We start from the raw sequence: 15,432 nt of genomic DNA, 5'->3' as shown, positions 1-15,432 counted from the left end.
ATTTTTATCTGTCAATTATTTGTAAAGGATGTTTACAGATAGTTTACAGTTGAGGAGTTGGAATCGTAATTATTTGATAAAAAAATTATCTGTCTTTTTATCAAAAAAATGCTATAATTGAAAGGACCATATCAAAGGAGAATAAGATGAATAAACCCATTATTTTAACAGGAGATCGTCCAACGGGAAAATTACATATTGGGCACTACGTTGGTAGTTTAAAAAATCGTGTCTTATTACAGCAAGAAGATAAATATGACATGTTTGTTTTTTTGGCTGACCAGCAAGCTTTAACTGACCATGCAAAAGATCCACAAACTATTGTAGAGTCTATTGGGAATGTTGCCTTGGACTATCTTGCAGTGGGATTAGATCCTAATAAATCAACGATTTTCATTCAAAGTCAAATTCCAGAATTGGCAGAGTTGTCTATGTATTACATGAATCTGGTGTCTTTGGCTCGTTTGGAGCGTAATCCTACTGTAAAGACAGAAATTGCTCAGAAAGGATTTGGAGAAAGTATTCCAACTGGATTTTTAGTTTATCCAATTGCTCAAGCAGCAGATATCACAGCTTTTAAGGCTAACTATGTTCCTGTAGGTACAGACCAAAAACCGATGATTGAACAAACGCGTGAGATTGTACGTTCATTCAACCATGCCTATAATTGTGATGTTTTAGTAGAACCGGAAGGAATTTATCCAGAAAATGAAGGAGCAGGTCGCTTACCTGGTCTTGATGGAAATGCCAAAATGTCTAAATCGCTTAATAATGGTATCTACTTGTCAGATGATGCAGATACTTTGCGTAAGAAAGTAATGAGTATGTATACAGATCCAGATCACATTCGTGTGGAAGATCCAGGTAAGATTGAGGGCAATATGGTTTTCCATTACTTAGATGTTTTCGGACGTCCAGAAGATGCTCAAGTAATTGCTGAAATGAAAGAGCATTATCAACGTGGAGGTCTAGGTGATGTCAAGACTAAACGTTATCTACTTGAAATTCTAGAACATGAACTTGGTCCAATTCGTGAACGCCGTCTTGAGTTGGCTAAAGATATGGGTGAGGTTTATAATATGCTCCAAAAAGGTAGTGAAAAAGCTCGAGAAGTTGCAGGCCAAACACTATCAGAGGTAAAAGCAGCAATGGGGCTAAATTACTTTCATTAATAGATAAAATATGAACTCTAAAACTATCTCTTCTTTAAAGTTAAAGGGATAGTTTTTTTACATTATCTATTATCAATATAATTGACAAATTTTCATAGAATGGTATGATAGATACAATACAAAAAGCGTCAAGCTCAAAAAGAAAGAAAAGAGGAAACTTCAATGTCTAATTGGGACACTAAATTTTTGAAAAAAGGTTTTACCTTTGATGATGTATTGCTTATTCCAGCAGAGAGTCATGTATTGCCTAATGATGCGGATTTAACAACAAAATTGGCAGATAATTTGACTTTAAATATCCCAATTATTACAGCTGCGATGGATACTGTAACAGAAAGCCAAATGGCCATTGCAATCGCGCGTGCAGGTGGTCTAGGTGTTATCCATAAAAACATGTCTATTGAACAGCAGGCAGATGAAGTTCGTAAGGTAAAACGTTCTGAAAATGGTGTTATCATTGATCCATTCTTCTTGACTCCAGAGCATACAATTGCAGAGGCAGATGAACTCATGGGACGTTACCGTATCAGTGGTGTTCCAGTGGTTGAAACTCTTGAGAATCGTAAATTGGTTGGTATTTTAACAAACCGAGACCTTCGTTTTATTTCAGATTACAATCAACCAATCTCAAATCATATGACCAGTGAGAATCTTGTTACTGCTCCTGTTGGAACAGATCTTGAAACAGCTGAGAGCATTCTTCAAGAACACCGTATTGAAAAACTTCCTTTGGTTGATGAAGAAGGTCGTCTTTCTGGCTTGATCACGATTAAAGATATTGAAAAAGTGATTGAGTTTCCAAATGCAGCTAAAGATGAGTTTGGTCGTCTTCTAGTTGCTGGTGCGGTAGGTGTAACTTCTGATACTTTTGAACGTGCTGAAGCTCTCTTTGAAGCAGGAGCAGATGCCATTGTCATCGATACAGCACACGGACACTCTGCAGGGGTTCTTCGTAAAATCGCTGAAATCCGTGCCCATTTCCCAGACCGTACACTGATTGCTGGAAATATCGCTACTGCTGAAGGAGCCCGTGCCCTTTATGATGCAGGAGTTGACGTTGTTAAAGTTGGTATTGGGCCAGGTTCAATCTGTACAACTCGTGTTATCGCTGGTGTAGGAGTTCCACAAGTTACAGCTATCTATGATGCAGCAGCCGTTGCACGTGAATATGGCAAAACAATCATTGCTGATGGTGGAATCAAGTATTCTGGAGATATTGTTAAAGCCCTTGCTGCTGGTGGAAATGCAGTAATGCTTGGATCAATGTTTGCAGGAACAGATGAAGCTCCAGGAGAAACTGAAATCTTCCAAGGACGTAAGTTCAAGACATACCGTGGTATGGGTTCAATCGCTGCAATGAAGAAAGGTTCAAGCGACCGTTACTTCCAAGGCTCTGTCAATGAAGCAAATAAACTCGTTCCAGAAGGAATTGAAGGACGTGTTGCATATAAAGGAGCAGCAGCTGATATCGTATTCCAAATGATTGGTGGTATCCGATCTGGTATGGGGTACTGTGGTGCAGCTAACCTTAAAGAATTGCATGACAATGCTCAATTTATCGAAATGTCAGGTGCCGGTCTAAAAGAAAGCCATCCACACGATGTGCAAATCACAAATGAAGCACCAAACTATTCAATGTAATAAAAAATCTCCTGAAAAACAGGAGATTTTTTATTGTTTACATCAATGTAAATATCAATTTACATATAATTGGCCATTCTTTACAGTAAATATACTGAGATTATCAGGTAAGTTTTGAAGATGCTCTAAACTAGTTGTTGTAATAAAGGTTTGAATATTTTGAGATATAGTTTCTAATAATTTAAGTTGACGAGTATTGTCAAGTTCACTCATAACATCGTCAAGCAAAAGAATGGGAGATTCCTTAGTGATACTCTCCATCAGTTCTATTTCTGCAAGTTTTATAGATAAAACCAGACTACGATGTTGCCCTTGACTTCCAAAGTTTGCGTCCATTCCATTGATTAAGAAAATTATATCGTCCCGATGAGGACCAACTCCAGTATTCTTCTTAAATAAATCTCTTGCTCTACTTTTTTGAAGTGCTGCATAAAAAGATTCTGCTAGTTTTTCCTTGTCAGTGAAGTTTACAGATGGTTGATAACGAATTGATAACTCTTCTAATTGGTCCGAAATATCAAAGTGTTTTTTACGACCAAAAGATTCCATTTTTTTGATAAATTCTTCTCTGTGGACCATCACCCGACAACCGTAGTCTACTAGCTGGTCATCTAGAACAGATAAAAATGTTTCGTCAATCTGATTCGCTGACTTTAAGTAGGTATTTCTTTGTTTGAGCACATGATTGTAGCTTGACAAATCTGACAAGTATATGGGTTTGATTTGTCCTAGTTCCATATCTATAAACTTACGTCGGATAGCAGGTGCTCCTTTGACAAGTTGTAAATCTTCGGGTGCAAATAGAACAACATTCATGTGTCCAATATAGTCAGATAGCCGAGCTTGCTTTAAGTGATTGACTTTAGTAATTCGACCTTTTGGAGTCAAATCAATCGCAAGTGGAATAGTAGCCGTTCGTTTTTGAAGAATTCCAGAAACTTGAAGCTGTTCTTCTTCAAATTGAATTAAATTCTTGTCTGTCTTTGTCCGATGACTTCTAGTTAAAGCTAAAAAGTAAATACTTTCCAGAAGATTAGTTTTGCCTTGGGCATTTCGACCCACAAATACATTTAATTTAGGATTGAATTCAATTTCGGTATCCTGATAGTTTCTAAATTGCTTGATGGATAAGTTTTTTAGCCACATACTTATCTACCTGGGAAACGTGGTGCAGTTTTTGTTTTAGCTTTCGGGGTCTTTTTTGTTGGCTTTTTTTTGACCGTCTTATTCATTTCTTTGACAAGTTTAGCCACACGTTCTTTCTCAAGTTTTTCTTGGAGATATTCTTCCTGTTCTTCTAAGCTCGGTTGCGTCAGAATGATTTGGATTTTCATGTCAGGAATGTCGATAGAGTCTCCGATTCTTACTTTTTTCCCACGACGATTTTCCAATTCGCCATTAAAGTAGACAAGATGGTCAGCTAAAAAGGATTTAATGGCTCCGCCACTGTGTATAATACCAAGTTCTTTCAAGAGAGCTTGGAGAGTGATAAATTCTTCAAATAGTTTGTATTCCATAGTTCACCTCAATCTTTGGTATTATACCATATTTTACCTTGAAATGGCAGAGGTAAATTTGTTAGAAATGAAAGCGATTTTAATTTTAAAAGGGGTAAAGAGAACAAGAAAATTTTCTCTTTTCATGGTATAATAGAACTCTATGTAGAAGGAGGTAAGAGATGGAGTTAGTACCTGGAATTGCAGTGCATTTTATCCAATCAAAAAAATTTAAAACTAATAAAATTACTGTGCGTCTCACAGCTCCATTGTCTTTGGATTCAATTTCAAGTCGCATGTTAAGTGCCAGTATGCTTGAAACTGCCAACCAAAGTTATCCAACTGCTCAACTGTTTAGAAAACGTTTAGCAACCTTGTATGGAACTGATTTGTCAGCGCACGCCTATCGAAGAGGACAAAGTCATCTTGTGGATTTGAATATTACCTATGTGCGTGATGAATTTTTAAGTAAGAAAAACGTATTAACTTCTCAAATTTTAGAATTACTGCATCAGGTTCTGTTTACACCATTGTCGGATGAGGATGGATTTGAGAAAAATGCTTTTGACATCGAGAAAAAACAGATCTTATCAAGGCTAGAATCAGAATTGGAAGACCCATTTTTCTTTGCACATAAAGAGTTAGATCAATTGTTTTTCCAAGAAGAATCAATGCAGCTAGTTCCAAAAGATTTGATTTCTAGAATTTCAGAAGAGACTTCAAAAACATGTTTTTCAAGCTATCAAAAAATGCTAAAAGAAGACCAAATAGATATTTTCTTCTTAGGCGATTTTAATGAAATTGAAGTTTTAGAGTTTTTACATAAATTTCCTTTAACAGGTCGTAAATCAGTTGTAAACATTCAATATCAGCAACCCTATTCTAATATTCTTAGAGAAGGTATTGTTAGAAAGAGATTAGGACAGTCTGTTTTAGAGATGGGCTACCATAGTTCAGTGGCATATGGTGATGAAGAACAGATGGCAGTGCTTCTTGTAAATGGTCTTTTAGGAGCCTTTCCACATTCGAAACTATTTATCCAAGTGCGAGAAAAAGAAGGACTGGCCTATACGGTATCAAGTCATTTGGATCTCTTTAGTGGATTTTTACGATTGTTTGCTGGAATTGATCGGCAAAATCGAAACAAAGTAAGAAAATTGATGAATCATCAGTTGATTGACATAAAAAATGGAAAGTTTACAGATAAGGAGATTGATCAGACCAAACAAATGATTCGTCGCTCTTTACTACTAGCTCAGGATAATCAAGATTCTATCGTCGATAAATATTATTTGTCAACTTTTTTTGGGAAGGCGAATCTTGATACAAAAACTTTAATCGATAAGCTTGAACAAGTTGATAGAGAAGCAATTTGTGAAGCAGCAAACAGTTTTAAGTTGCAGGCTATTTATTTTATGGAAGGAGCAGAATGACCAGACCTACTTTTCAAAAGAAATATTATCCTGCTGTAAAAGAAACTTTGTATCAAACTAGATTAGAAAATGGTTTGACAGTTACTTTACTACCTAAAAAGGACTTTAACGAGGTTTATGGCGTTGTAAGTGTCCAAGTCGGTTCTGTTGACACAAGGTTTACAGTGGATGATAAGAACTTACAACAATATCCACAAGGGATCGCTCATTTCTTAGAACATAAACTGTTTGAAAGAGAAGATTCTGGAGATGTTATGGCAGCTTTTACAGAGTTGGGTGCTGAAAGTAATGCCTTTACGAGCTTTACGAATACTAGCTATCTTTTCTCGACTTCTGAAAATGTTCTAGAGTGTTTAGATTTACTAGAAGAACTTGTCACTACCTTCAATGTAACGGAAGAATCTGTGGAGCGAGAAAAGGATATCATTCAACAGGAAAGAGAGATGTATCAGGATGATCCGGATTCTTGTCTATTTTTCAAGACTTTGGCAAATCTCTATCCAGAAAGTTCTTTAGCTTCAGATATTGTTGGTAGTGAAAACTCTATTGATGCTATTTGTTTGGAGGATTTAAAAGAGAACTTTAAAGAGTTTTACAAACCTGTCAATAGTAATATCTTTTTAGTGGGGAATTTTGATTTTGAACTGCTTGAAGATTATTTTGCTAAGAAATCTCATCCTCAAGAAAAAAAACATGAGTTTAAGAGAGAACAAATACCTTTACATCCTGTAAAGACTACTGAAAGTTTTCGCATGGATGTAGCATCTCCCAAATTAGCGATTGGTATTAGAGGAAATAAAGACATAGGAAATCGAGATCAGTATCGTTATCATCTTTTATTGAAATTGTTGTTTACAATGATGTTTGGTTGGACTTCACAAAGATTTCAAAAATTATATGAGACAGGTAAACTGGATGCTTCCCTGTCTTTAGAAATTGAAGTAGATCCTCGTTTCCATTTTGTGATATTAACAATGGATACAAAGGAACCTGTGGCACTTTCTCATCAATTTCGTAAAGCTATTCGCAATTTTGTTAAAGATGAGGATATAACTGAGGATCACTTGGATATTGTAAAAACTGAGATGTATGGAGAATTTCTTCATAGTATGGATTCCCTTGAATACATTGCTACTCAGTATCATCCAACCGATACAGGTTCTACCCTGTTTGACCTTCCTAAACTTTTGCAGGAAATTACTTTAGACGATGTTCTAGAGGCTGGATATGACTTGATAGATAATAGCGATATGGTTGATTGTACAATTTTCCCGATATAATCGCTAGAAAATACACTAGAAAGAAGGAATGTTAAGTATGAGAAAAAAAACAATTGGTGAGGTCTTACGTCTTGCAAGAATTAACCAAGGACTGAGCTTAGAGGAATTGCACAGAAAGACAGATATTCAGCTGGATTTGTTGGAGGCAATGGAGTCAGATGATTTTGACAAACTACCGAGTACTTTTTATGCTCGTTCATTTTTGAGAAAGTATGCTTGGGCAGTTGAATTAGATGAAAATATCGTTCTAGATGCCTATGATTCGGGAAGTATGATTACTTATGAAGAAGTTGATGTAGATGAGATTGAACTTTCAGGACGTAGACGGTCTAATCGAAAGAAAAATTCATTTCTCCCGCTATTTTACTTTGTTCTTTTTTCTTTATCAATTTTAATTTTTGTAACCTACTATGTGTGGAATTATATTCAAACCCAACCAACTGCGTCTTCTGCGGCAACTTATAGTGTTGTGAGTTCAACAAGTAGCTCTAGTAGTGTAGCATCAAGTAGTAGTCAAGCTACTAGTTCATCAAGTTCGAGTGAGGCAACTACTTTGACTGTTTCAGGTCAGGGAGATGCTTTATCAGTGGAATATAAGACATCTAAAGATTCTGCGGAGCTTCAATTATCTGTAACAGATGCAACAAGCTGGATTAGTGTTTCGGATACTGATTTAGCAGGGGGAGTGACTCTTGAACCTAATAATAAAACAGCTAAAACAACCATTTCCAAAGGATCTCCAGTAACCATAACATTGGGTGTTGTTAAAGGAGTGTCGGTGAAAATTGATAATAAGGAAATTGACACTTCAAAATTAACTGGTCAAACTGGTTGGATTACTCTAACATTAAGTTCAAACTAAAGGAAGGATAACATGAAAAAAGAGAATATTCCTAATATGCTTACGCTTGGTAGAATTTTATTTATTCCGATTTTTATTCTCCTTCTATCAGTTGGGCCATCTCCTGTGTTACATAAAATAGCAGCAGTTATTTTTGCTATTGCCAGTATCACTGATTATCTAGATGGTTATTTAGCTAGAAAATGGCAAGTGGTTAGTAATTTCGGAAAGTTTGCAGATCCAATGGCTGATAAATTATTGGTCATGTCAGCCTTTATTATGTTGGTTGGTCTAAAGATGGCACCAGCTTGGGTGGTAGCAATAATTATTTGTCGTGAACTTGCTGTCACCGGTTTACGCTTGCTCTTAGTTGAAACAGGAGGTACTGTTCTAGCTGCTGCTATGCCTGGAAAAATCAAGACATTTAGTCAGATGTTTGCGATTATATTCTTGCTACTTCACTGGAATGTGCTTGGTCAGATAACTCTTTATATTGCCTTGTTCTTCACAGTTTATTCTGGTTATGATTATTTCAAGGGAAGCGCATATTTGTTTAAAGGAACCTTTCGTTAGATATGGAATCGATTATTGAGATAAAAGACCTGTTTTTTCGATATCAGGCAGATCAAGAACATTATGATGTTCATAACCTTTCGTTTCACGTGAAACGTGGAGAATGGTTGTCTATCGTTGGTCATAATGGTAGTGGAAAATCAACGACAGTTCGCTTGATTGATGGTTTGCTCGAGGCTGAATCTGGAGAAATTTGGATAGACGGTGATTGCCTAACTCCAGAAAATGTCTGGGAAAAAAGACGTAAGATTGGTATGGTCTTTCAAAATCCTGATAACCAATTCGTAGGAGCAACTGTTGAAGACGACGTTGCTTTTGGACTGGAAAATCAAGGAATCCCACTTGAAGAGATGAAGAAACGTGTTTCTGAGGCTTTATCATTGGTTGGGATGGCTGAATTTGCTAAAAAGGAACCAGCTCGCTTGTCAGGAGGTCAGAAACAGAGAGTAGCTATTGCAGGGGTTGTTGCTCTGCAACCAGATATTTTAATCTTGGATGAGGCTACAAGTATGTTGGACCCTGAGGGACGATTAGAGTTGATTAAGATAGTCCAGAAGATTCGCAAAGACCATCAGATGACAGTCATCTCCATTACGCATGATCTGGATGAGGTGGCCATGAGTGACAGAGTTTTGGTGATGAAAAAAGGAGAAGTCGAGTCAACTAGCACTCCTAGAGAGTTATTTTCTAGATCGGATTTAGATCAAATTGGCTTAGATCAACCCTTTGTCAACCAATTAAAACAATCACTGCGTGATAATGGCTTAAAATTACCAGAGCACTACCTGACCGAGGAGGAGCTCGAGGAGGCTTTATGGGAATTATTCTAGACAATGTTAGTTATACGTATCAAGAAGGAACGCCGTTTGCCTCAGCTGCCTTGTCCGACGTCAGTTTGTCAATAGAGGATGGCTCTTATACTGCGATTATTGGGCATACAGGAAGTGGGAAATCTACAATTCTACAACTCTTGAATGGTTTGTTGGTTCCTACAAAGGGAAGTGTTCGTGTCTTTGATACATTGATTACACCAACATCCGTCAATAAGCAAATTCGTCAAATTCGCAAACAAGTGGGCTTGGTATTTCAGTTTGCAGAGAACCAAATTTTTGAGGAAACTGTCCTAAAAGATGTGGCTTTTGGACCTCAAAATTTTGGAGTTTCTGTAGAAGAGGCAGAAGCTATCGCGCGTGAAAAACTAGCTTTAGTAGGAATCGATGAATCACTCTTTGAACGAAGTCCATTTGAACTCTCAGGTGGACAAATGAGACGGGTTGCTATTGCTGGAATTTTGGCGATGGAGCCTAGCATTTTGGTCTTAGACGAGCCAACAGCTGGTTTGGACCCAATTGGTCGAAAAGAGTTGATGGCCTTGTTTAAAAAGCTTCATCAAGATGGCATAACAATTGTTTTAGTAACCCACCTTATGGATGATGTGGCCGAATTTGCTGACCAAGTTTATGTGATGGAAAAAGGGAAACTAGTTAAGGGTGGGAAGCCAAGTATTGTCTTTCAAAATGTCGAATTTATGGAAAAAATCCAATTGGGTGTTCCTAAAATCACACGATTTGCTCAAAGGCTAGTTGACAGAGGAATTTCTTTCGAACAATTGCCGATAACGATAGAGGAGTTTAAGGAGTTTATCAATGGATAATATGATTTTAGGTCGATACATACCAGGAAATTCGATTATTCATCGTTTGGATCCTCGTAGTAAGTTAGTAGCAATGATTTTATTGATCATCATCGCTTTTTGGGCCAATAATCCAATTACAAATCTCATACTCTTCATTGCAACAGGCATATTTGTCGTTTTATCAGAAGTTCCCTTATCTTTTTTTATAAAAGGTTTGCGGTCTATGTTTTTTCTGATTGCTTTTACAACCCTTTTTCAACTGTTCTTTATCTCTGGTGGCCAAGTCTTGTTCGAGATGGGATTTATAAAAATTACAAGCTATGGTATTGAGCAGGCAGGAATTATTTTTTGTCGTTTTGTGTTGATTATCTTTTTCTCAACCTTGCTTACTTTGACAACCATGCCATTGAGCTTGGCAACAGCTGTTGAATCCTTGCTTGGACCTTTAAAAAGATTTAAGGTTCCAGTTCATGAGATTGGACTCATGTTGTCTATGAGTTTGCGATTTGTACCAACCTTGATGGATGATACGATTCGCATTATGAATGCTCAAAAGGCGCGTGGTGTTGATTTTGGAGAAGGTAATGTAATTCAAAAGGTTAAGGCTATGATTCCTATTTTGATTCCTTTGTTCGCTACAAGTTTGAAACGAGCGGATTCTCTTGCTACAGCCATGGAAGCTAGAGGCTATCAAGGTGGAAATGGCCGCAGTCAGTATCGACAGTTAAATTGGATGAACAGAGACAGTATAGCGCTATTATTTGTTTGTGTATTGGGTGCAATTCTATTTTTGCTAAAATCTTAGAATGTAATATAAGGTAGAGGTATGAACCGTTTTAAAAAATCAAAATATATCATTGTTCTATTTGTCGTTGTATTAGTAGTATCCGTTTTTTTAGTGACTACACAATCAAGTGCAGTTGTAACAAAAGCTGGAGATGGCATTTCATTAGTCGATAGAATAGTGCAAAAGCCTTTTCAATGGCTATCTTCCGTAAAATCTGATTTAGGTCGTTTGACCAGAACTTATAACGAGAATGAAACTCTCAAAAAAGAACTCTATCAGATGAAGAAGGAAACGAATGAAGCAGACAGTCTGAAGGAAGAAAATGAGCAACTGCGTCAGTTATTGGATATGAAGTCAAAATTGAACGCAACCAAGTTGATTGCTTCTGATGTCATCGTGAGAACTCCTGCAACTTGGAAACAAGAGTTGACAATTGATTCAGGTTCTCAACAAGGTGTGACCAGTAATATGCTTGTGATTGCTGGTGGGGGACTGATTGGAAGCGTGGGAAAGGTTGAAGATAACTCTACTGTGGTTAACTTACTAACCAATGCGGAAAATACGGAGAAAATCTCCGTTAAAATCCAACACGGTTCTACTAGTATATATGGCATTATCATTGGGTACGACAAAGAAAAAGACTTGCTTAAAATAAGCCAGTTAAATAGTAGTAGTGATATCAGCCAAGGAGACAAGGTAGTTACAGGAGGTCTGGGCAACTTTAAAACAACAGATATTCCAGTAGGGGAGGTTGTATCAGTTATCCATAGTAGTGACTATCTAACAAGAGAAGTTATGGTTAAACTCCATGCTGATCCAATGAATCTAAAAGTCGTAGAGTTAGTGGGGAATCCATCATGAGACTGTTGAAGCAGATAGGGATGTTTTTACTCTTGCCTATAGTTGTCTTAATAGACAGTCATTTAGGGCAATTTGTAAATAGTTTTTTTCCACATTTTCAAATTGTGAGCCACTTTATCTTCATCTTCTTGTTGTTTGAAACAATAGAAGTATCTGAGTATCTGTTTTTAGCTTATTGCCTAGTTCTAGGGCTTATATACGATATTTATTTCTTCCATTTGATTGGAATCGCTAGTCTTCTATTTGTGATTATTGGAGCAATAGTGTATAAAAGCAACTCAGTTATTTTGTCAAATAGATGGACTCGACTATTAGCTATTTTAATGATGACTTTCTCTTTTGAGTTTGGCAGTTTTCTTCTAGCGCAAATGATTGGTTTAACTGCTGAAAGTATAACAGTTTTTATCGTTTATGGTCTAGTTCCGTCAATGATATTAAACTGTCTCTGGATGTTAGTTTTCCAGTTTATTTTTGAAAAAATATATCTATAAGAAAGAAACAAAACTGTAATAAAGGCGTAATATTTATTAAGCCTTTTTTTGATATACTAGTATTGTCTTAAAAGAAGGAGTATTTACACTTATGAAGAAAAAAATCCTAGCATCACTTTTGTTAAGTACAGTATTGGTCTCACAAGGAGCTGTTCTTTCAAGTGTTAAAGCAAATACAACAGATGAAAAGATTGCTGCTCAAGATAGTAAAATTAGTAACTTGACAGCTCAACAGAAAGAAGCTCAAAAACAAGTAGACGAAATTCAAACTAAAGTTTCAGCTATTCAATCAGAGCAAGAAAAATTACAATCTGAAAACGAAAAACTTCAAGAAGAATCAAAAAAACTTGAAGGTGAAATCGCAGAGCTTTCAAAAAATATCGTAGCACGTAACGAATCGCTTGAAAACCAAGCTCGTAGTGCACAAACAAACGGAACTGCTACAAGTTACATCAATACGATTATTAACTCTGACTCAATTACAGAAGCTATTTCTCGTGTAGCAGCTATGAGTGAAATCGTATCAGCAAACAATAAAATGTTGCAGCAACAAAAAGAAGATAAGAAAGCTATCTCTGAAAAACAAGTTGCAAACAACGAAGCAATCAATACAGTCATTGCTAACCAACAAACACTTGCTGACGATGCTCAAGCTTTGACAACAAAACAAGCAGAATTGAAAGTAGCTGAGTTAAATCTTGCAGCTGAAAAAGCTACAGCAGAAAACGAAAAAGCTAGCTTGCTAGAGAAAAAAGCAGCAGCAGAGGCAGAAGCTAAAGCAGCAGCGGAGGCAGAAGCAGCATATAAAGCTAAACAAGCAAGTCAACAACAATCACTTGCAGCTTCAGCTAACACAACTTTTGCTGCCCAAGTACAAGCAACTTCAAGTTCTTCATCAGCTTCATCGTCAGATGATGATTCAAGCTACACACCTGCAGTAACTACTGTAAGTCAACGACCAACTTATAGTTCAAATGCTTCAAGTTACCCTACAGGTCAATGTACATGGGGTGCTAAGACTTTGGCTCCATGGGCTGGTGATTATTGGGGTAATGGTGGTCAGTGGGCTACTAGTGCAGCAGCAGCAGGTTTCCGTACAGGTTCTACACCACAAGTTGGTGCGATTGCTTGTTGGGATGATGGTGGATATGGACACGTAGCGGTTGTTACAGCTGTTGAATCAACAACGCGTATTCAAGTTTCAGAATGTAACTATGATGGTAGCGGAACTCAACCAATCGGAAATTATCGTGGATGGTTTAATCCTACAGCATCACGTGGTACAGTAAGATACATTTATCCAAACTAACATATTAATTATTATTAAATTTAGGGTGAGGTTTTATGAATCTCACCCTTTGTATAGTATTGATAAGAAATTTTCATCTAAATATTTTTATAATTAGAGAGTTAAATATGGATTGAAAATTATCAGATATGTAGCTAGAATAAATTTGTTTATCTAACGAAATAATAACAAGATTTTAAGAGAGTTGGTACTGGAATTATGTTTACTTATAAAATGAATGTTGATGTTCAAGAGTGGGATTTATTTTTAGAAAATCATCCTCAAGGGAATTTATTGCAGAGTAGTGATTGGGCCAAGATAAAGGATACTTGGGGGAATGAGAGAGTTGGATTTTATAAAGAGAATCAACTAGTTGGAGTAGCGAACATCTTAATTCAGCCTCTTCCATTAGGATTTTCCATGTTCTATATTCCAAGAGGACCAGTCATTAATTATGAAGATAAAGAACTTCAGAAATTTGTGCTTTTAACATTGAAAAAACTTGCTAAAAAAAGCCATGCAATAATGATCAAATTTGATCCAAGTCTGTTTATCAGTCGAAGTCTTATCGACCAAGAAACTATCCAAAATTCTAAAACTTTTGAAATTGTTGAGGAATTGCAAAAAAACAAAGTTCATTGGACAGGTTTGACAAAGGATATGGCAGAAAATATACAACCACGTTTTCAAGCTAATATTCATAAAGAAAACTTCTCGTTGGATCAACTATCCAAGTCTACTAGACAGGCAATCCGAACTGCAAGAAATAAAGGATTGGAAGTAAAATTCGGTGGACTCGACTTATTAGATGAATTTTCATTTTTAATGAAGAAAACAGAGTCTCGTAAGAATATCAGTTTACGAGGCAAAGATTATTATCAGAAGTTACTGACTACTTATCCTGATCACTCTTTTATCACACTGAGCTATTTAGATTTACCTAATAGACTGAAAGAAGTTGAGAATCAACTCGAAAAGAATCTAAAAACAGCGCAGAAATTTACTGATAAAACGAAAGAAGGCAAAATAAAAGAGAATCAGCAAGAGAGAAAACGATTAGAGGAAGAAATTTCTTTTATTAAGAGCCATATTGATAGAGGGGACAGTGTCGTTCCATTGTCTGGAACTTTAACCATCGAATTTGGGAAAACTTCTGAAAACTTATATGCTGGAATGAATGAGGAATTTAGACATTATCAACCTGCTATTCCTACATGGTTTGAGACTGCTCAGCATTCATTTGAACGTGGAGCAGAGACTCATAATATGGGTGGAATTGAAAATAATTTAGAGGGTGGGTTATTTAATTTTAAATCTAAGTTTAATCCCACTATCGAGGAATTTGCTGGTGAGTTTAATTTCCCAACTAGCTCATTGTATTTCTTGTTTAATATAGCCTATAAAATCCGAAAGAAACTTCGAAGTAGCAAGTAGAAAGTCAAAGACTTATTGTCAAGTTTAATCTTTAGTAATTGTTTTTTTGAGAACATAGAGTATGAAGATATGACACTTGCTATCAAAAAATATAAAGTAGATTCTTTCATATCAAAACATTTAAGTTATCAACTCGAAATATTTTGTATTTATCTGAATCTCAACATAAGCGGTTATTGCACATTTAGCAGTAACAATTTATGTTGGGATGTTTTTTTATTTAAAGTTAATAAATTTTTTTAAAATTTCTGTTGGGAAGTTAGGTTATGAAGGAAAAACTAGCAAAATTACTTGAAAAAAAGGCTCAACTATGATACAATGTAACTTGTCGTGTAAACGATAATACTCATTCTTGATGAATTGTGAAGCTGTTGCCTTCGGGTCGTTTTGCAAGCTGAAATCAAGAAGAGGAAAAAAACAAAAAGGAGAAATACTCATGGCAGTAATTTCAATGAAACAACTTCTTGAGGCTGGTGTACACTTTGGTCACCAAACTCGT

The 15,432-nt window shown here is 36.2% G+C and carries 15 protein-coding genes and 1 pseudogene; 14 read left to right on the top strand and 2 right to left on the bottom strand.

Annotation, left to right across the window (positions count from 1 at the left end):
• Nucleotides 1-146 precede the first annotated feature (146 nt).
• Both trpS and guaB read left to right on the top strand, forming a co-directional pair.
• Nucleotides 147-1,172, top strand: a complete 1,026-nt coding sequence (trpS, locus tag E7C97_RS02590) for a tryptophan--tRNA ligase (protein ID WP_316108045.1) — start codon at nt 147-149, stop codon at nt 1,170-1,172.
• 162 nt (nt 1,173-1,334) lie between these two features.
• Nucleotides 1,335-2,813 (top strand): IMP dehydrogenase, encoded by a 1,479-nt coding sequence (guaB, locus tag E7C97_RS02585; RefSeq protein ID WP_045762410.1) that lies wholly within the window; start codon nt 1,335-1,337, stop codon nt 2,811-2,813.
• A 54-nt stretch (nt 2,814-2,867) separates the two neighbouring features.
• Here guaB and recF read toward each other — a convergent pair whose 3' ends face one another.
• Both recF and yaaA read right to left on the bottom strand, forming a co-directional pair.
• Entirely contained in the window at nt 2,868-3,959 is a 1,092-nt protein-coding gene (gene recF / locus E7C97_RS02580; RefSeq protein ID WP_316108042.1) for a DNA replication/repair protein RecF, read from the bottom strand.
• Nucleotides 3,960-3,961: 2 nt separating this feature from the next.
• Nucleotides 3,962-4,330 carry a S4 domain-containing protein YaaA gene (gene yaaA / locus E7C97_RS02575; protein ID WP_061863865.1) on the bottom strand — a complete coding sequence of 123 codons (369 nt, stop codon included), beginning with the start codon at nt 4,328-4,330 and terminating at the stop codon, nt 3,962-3,964.
• Nucleotides 4,331-4,491: 161 nt separating this feature from the next.
• On the opposite strand from yaaA, the gene yfmF reads away from it, so the two are divergent.
• From yfmF to E7C97_RS02515, 12 genes and pseudogenes are all read left to right on the top strand, one after another.
• Nucleotides 4,492-5,742 carry an EF-P 5-aminopentanol modification-associated protein YfmF gene (yfmF, locus tag E7C97_RS02570; protein ID WP_316108040.1) on the top strand — a complete coding sequence of 417 codons (1,251 nt, stop codon included), beginning with the start codon at nt 4,492-4,494 and terminating at the stop codon, nt 5,740-5,742.
• On the top strand, nt 5,739-7,022 hold the full coding sequence (gene yfmH, locus E7C97_RS02565) for an EF-P 5-aminopentanol modification-associated protein YfmH (RefSeq protein WP_316108039.1): 1,284 nt from the start codon (nt 5,739-5,741) through the stop codon (nt 7,020-7,022). Before yfmF ends, yfmH begins: the two co-directional genes overlap by 4 nt.
• A gap of 37 nt (nt 7,023-7,059) precedes the next feature.
• The gene (gene rodZ / locus E7C97_RS02560; protein WP_075226780.1) at nt 7,060-7,884 is read left to right on the top strand and encodes a cytoskeleton protein RodZ; all 825 of its coding nucleotides are present in this window, start codon (nt 7,060-7,062) and stop codon (nt 7,882-7,884) included.
• A 12-nt stretch (nt 7,885-7,896) separates the two neighbouring features.
• Nucleotides 7,897-8,436, top strand: coding sequence for a CDP-diacylglycerol--glycerol-3-phosphate 3-phosphatidyltransferase (gene pgsA / locus E7C97_RS02555; RefSeq protein WP_061863869.1), 540 nt, complete (start codon nt 7,897-7,899; stop codon nt 8,434-8,436).
• Between the two features lie 2 nt (nt 8,437-8,438).
• Nucleotides 8,439-9,266 carry an energy-coupling factor ABC transporter ATP-binding protein gene (locus tag E7C97_RS02550; RefSeq protein ID WP_316108038.1) on the top strand — a complete coding sequence of 276 codons (828 nt, stop codon included), beginning with the start codon at nt 8,439-8,441 and terminating at the stop codon, nt 9,264-9,266.
• A complete protein-coding gene (locus E7C97_RS02545) occupies nt 9,251-10,090 on the top strand; it encodes an energy-coupling factor transporter ATPase (protein ID WP_316108037.1) in 840 nt (279 codons plus the stop codon). Before E7C97_RS02550 ends, E7C97_RS02545 begins: the two co-directional genes overlap by 16 nt.
• Complete coding sequence (locus E7C97_RS02540; protein WP_049526146.1) at nt 10,083-10,877, top strand: energy-coupling factor transporter transmembrane protein EcfT; 795 nt, start codon at nt 10,083-10,085, stop codon at nt 10,875-10,877. The genes E7C97_RS02545 and E7C97_RS02540 overlap by 8 nt, the downstream gene beginning before the upstream one ends.
• Nucleotides 10,878-10,898: 21 nt before the next feature.
• Nucleotides 10,899-11,720, top strand: coding sequence for a rod shape-determining protein MreC (mreC, locus tag E7C97_RS02535; protein WP_316108036.1), 822 nt, complete (start codon nt 10,899-10,901; stop codon nt 11,718-11,720).
• Nucleotides 11,717-12,211 (top strand): rod shape-determining protein MreD, encoded by a 495-nt coding sequence (gene mreD / locus E7C97_RS02530; RefSeq protein WP_223140375.1) that lies wholly within the window; start codon nt 11,717-11,719, stop codon nt 12,209-12,211. Before mreC ends, mreD begins: the two co-directional genes overlap by 4 nt.
• Before the next feature lie 91 nt (nt 12,212-12,302).
• Entirely contained in the window at nt 12,303-13,520 is a 1,218-nt protein-coding gene (gene pcsB, locus E7C97_RS02525) for a peptidoglycan hydrolase PcsB (protein WP_316108035.1), read from the top strand.
• Between the two features lie 198 nt (nt 13,521-13,718).
• Nucleotides 13,719-14,933: an aminoacyltransferase gene (locus E7C97_RS02520; RefSeq protein WP_316108034.1), complete on the top strand. Its 1,215-nt coding sequence runs from the start codon at nt 13,719-13,721 to the stop codon at nt 14,931-14,933.
• A gap of 436 nt (nt 14,934-15,369) precedes the next feature.
• Nucleotides 15,370-15,432: pseudogene (locus E7C97_RS02515) on the top strand (30S ribosomal protein S2); the annotation flags it as partial.

Source organism: Streptococcus sp., assembly GCF_032481935.1.
Taxonomy (GTDB): Bacteria; Bacillota; Bacilli; order Lactobacillales; family Streptococcaceae; genus Streptococcus.
This window is presented reverse-complemented; position numbering and strand designations above follow the sequence as displayed.

Bases quoted from the DNA above. Each gene is read 5' to 3' on its own strand.
- yaaA (WP_061863865.1), bottom strand. From the start codon at position 4,330: ATGGAATACAAACTATTTGAAGAATTTATCACTCTCCAAGCTCTCTTG.
- trpS (WP_316108045.1), top strand. From the start codon at position 147: ATGAATAAACCCATTATTTTAACAGGAGATCGTCCAACGGGAAAATTA.
- E7C97_RS02545 (WP_316108037.1), top strand. From the start codon at position 9,251: ATGGGAATTATTCTAGACAATGTTAGTTATACGTATCAAGAAGGAACG.
- E7C97_RS02520 (WP_316108034.1), top strand. From the start codon at position 13,719: ATGTTTACTTATAAAATGAATGTTGATGTTCAAGAGTGGGATTTATTT.
- mreC (WP_316108036.1), top strand. From the start codon at position 10,899: ATGAACCGTTTTAAAAAATCAAAATATATCATTGTTCTATTTGTCGTT.
- pcsB (WP_316108035.1), top strand. From the start codon at position 12,303: ATGAAGAAAAAAATCCTAGCATCACTTTTGTTAAGTACAGTATTGGTC.
- mreD (WP_223140375.1), top strand. From the start codon at position 11,717: ATGAGACTGTTGAAGCAGATAGGGATGTTTTTACTCTTGCCTATAGTT.
- rodZ (WP_075226780.1), top strand. From the start codon at position 7,060: ATGAGAAAAAAAACAATTGGTGAGGTCTTACGTCTTGCAAGAATTAAC.
- recF (WP_316108042.1), bottom strand. From the start codon at position 3,959: ATGTGGCTAAAAAACTTATCCATCAAGCAATTTAGAAACTATCAGGAT.
- E7C97_RS02550 (WP_316108038.1), top strand. From the start codon at position 8,439: ATGGAATCGATTATTGAGATAAAAGACCTGTTTTTTCGATATCAGGCA.
- yfmH (WP_316108039.1), top strand. From the start codon at position 5,739: ATGACCAGACCTACTTTTCAAAAGAAATATTATCCTGCTGTAAAAGAA.
- yfmF (WP_316108040.1), top strand. From the start codon at position 4,492: ATGGAGTTAGTACCTGGAATTGCAGTGCATTTTATCCAATCAAAAAAA.
- pgsA (WP_061863869.1), top strand. From the start codon at position 7,897: ATGAAAAAAGAGAATATTCCTAATATGCTTACGCTTGGTAGAATTTTA.
- E7C97_RS02540 (WP_049526146.1), top strand. From the start codon at position 10,083: ATGGATAATATGATTTTAGGTCGATACATACCAGGAAATTCGATTATT.
- guaB (WP_045762410.1), top strand. From the start codon at position 1,335: ATGTCTAATTGGGACACTAAATTTTTGAAAAAAGGTTTTACCTTTGAT.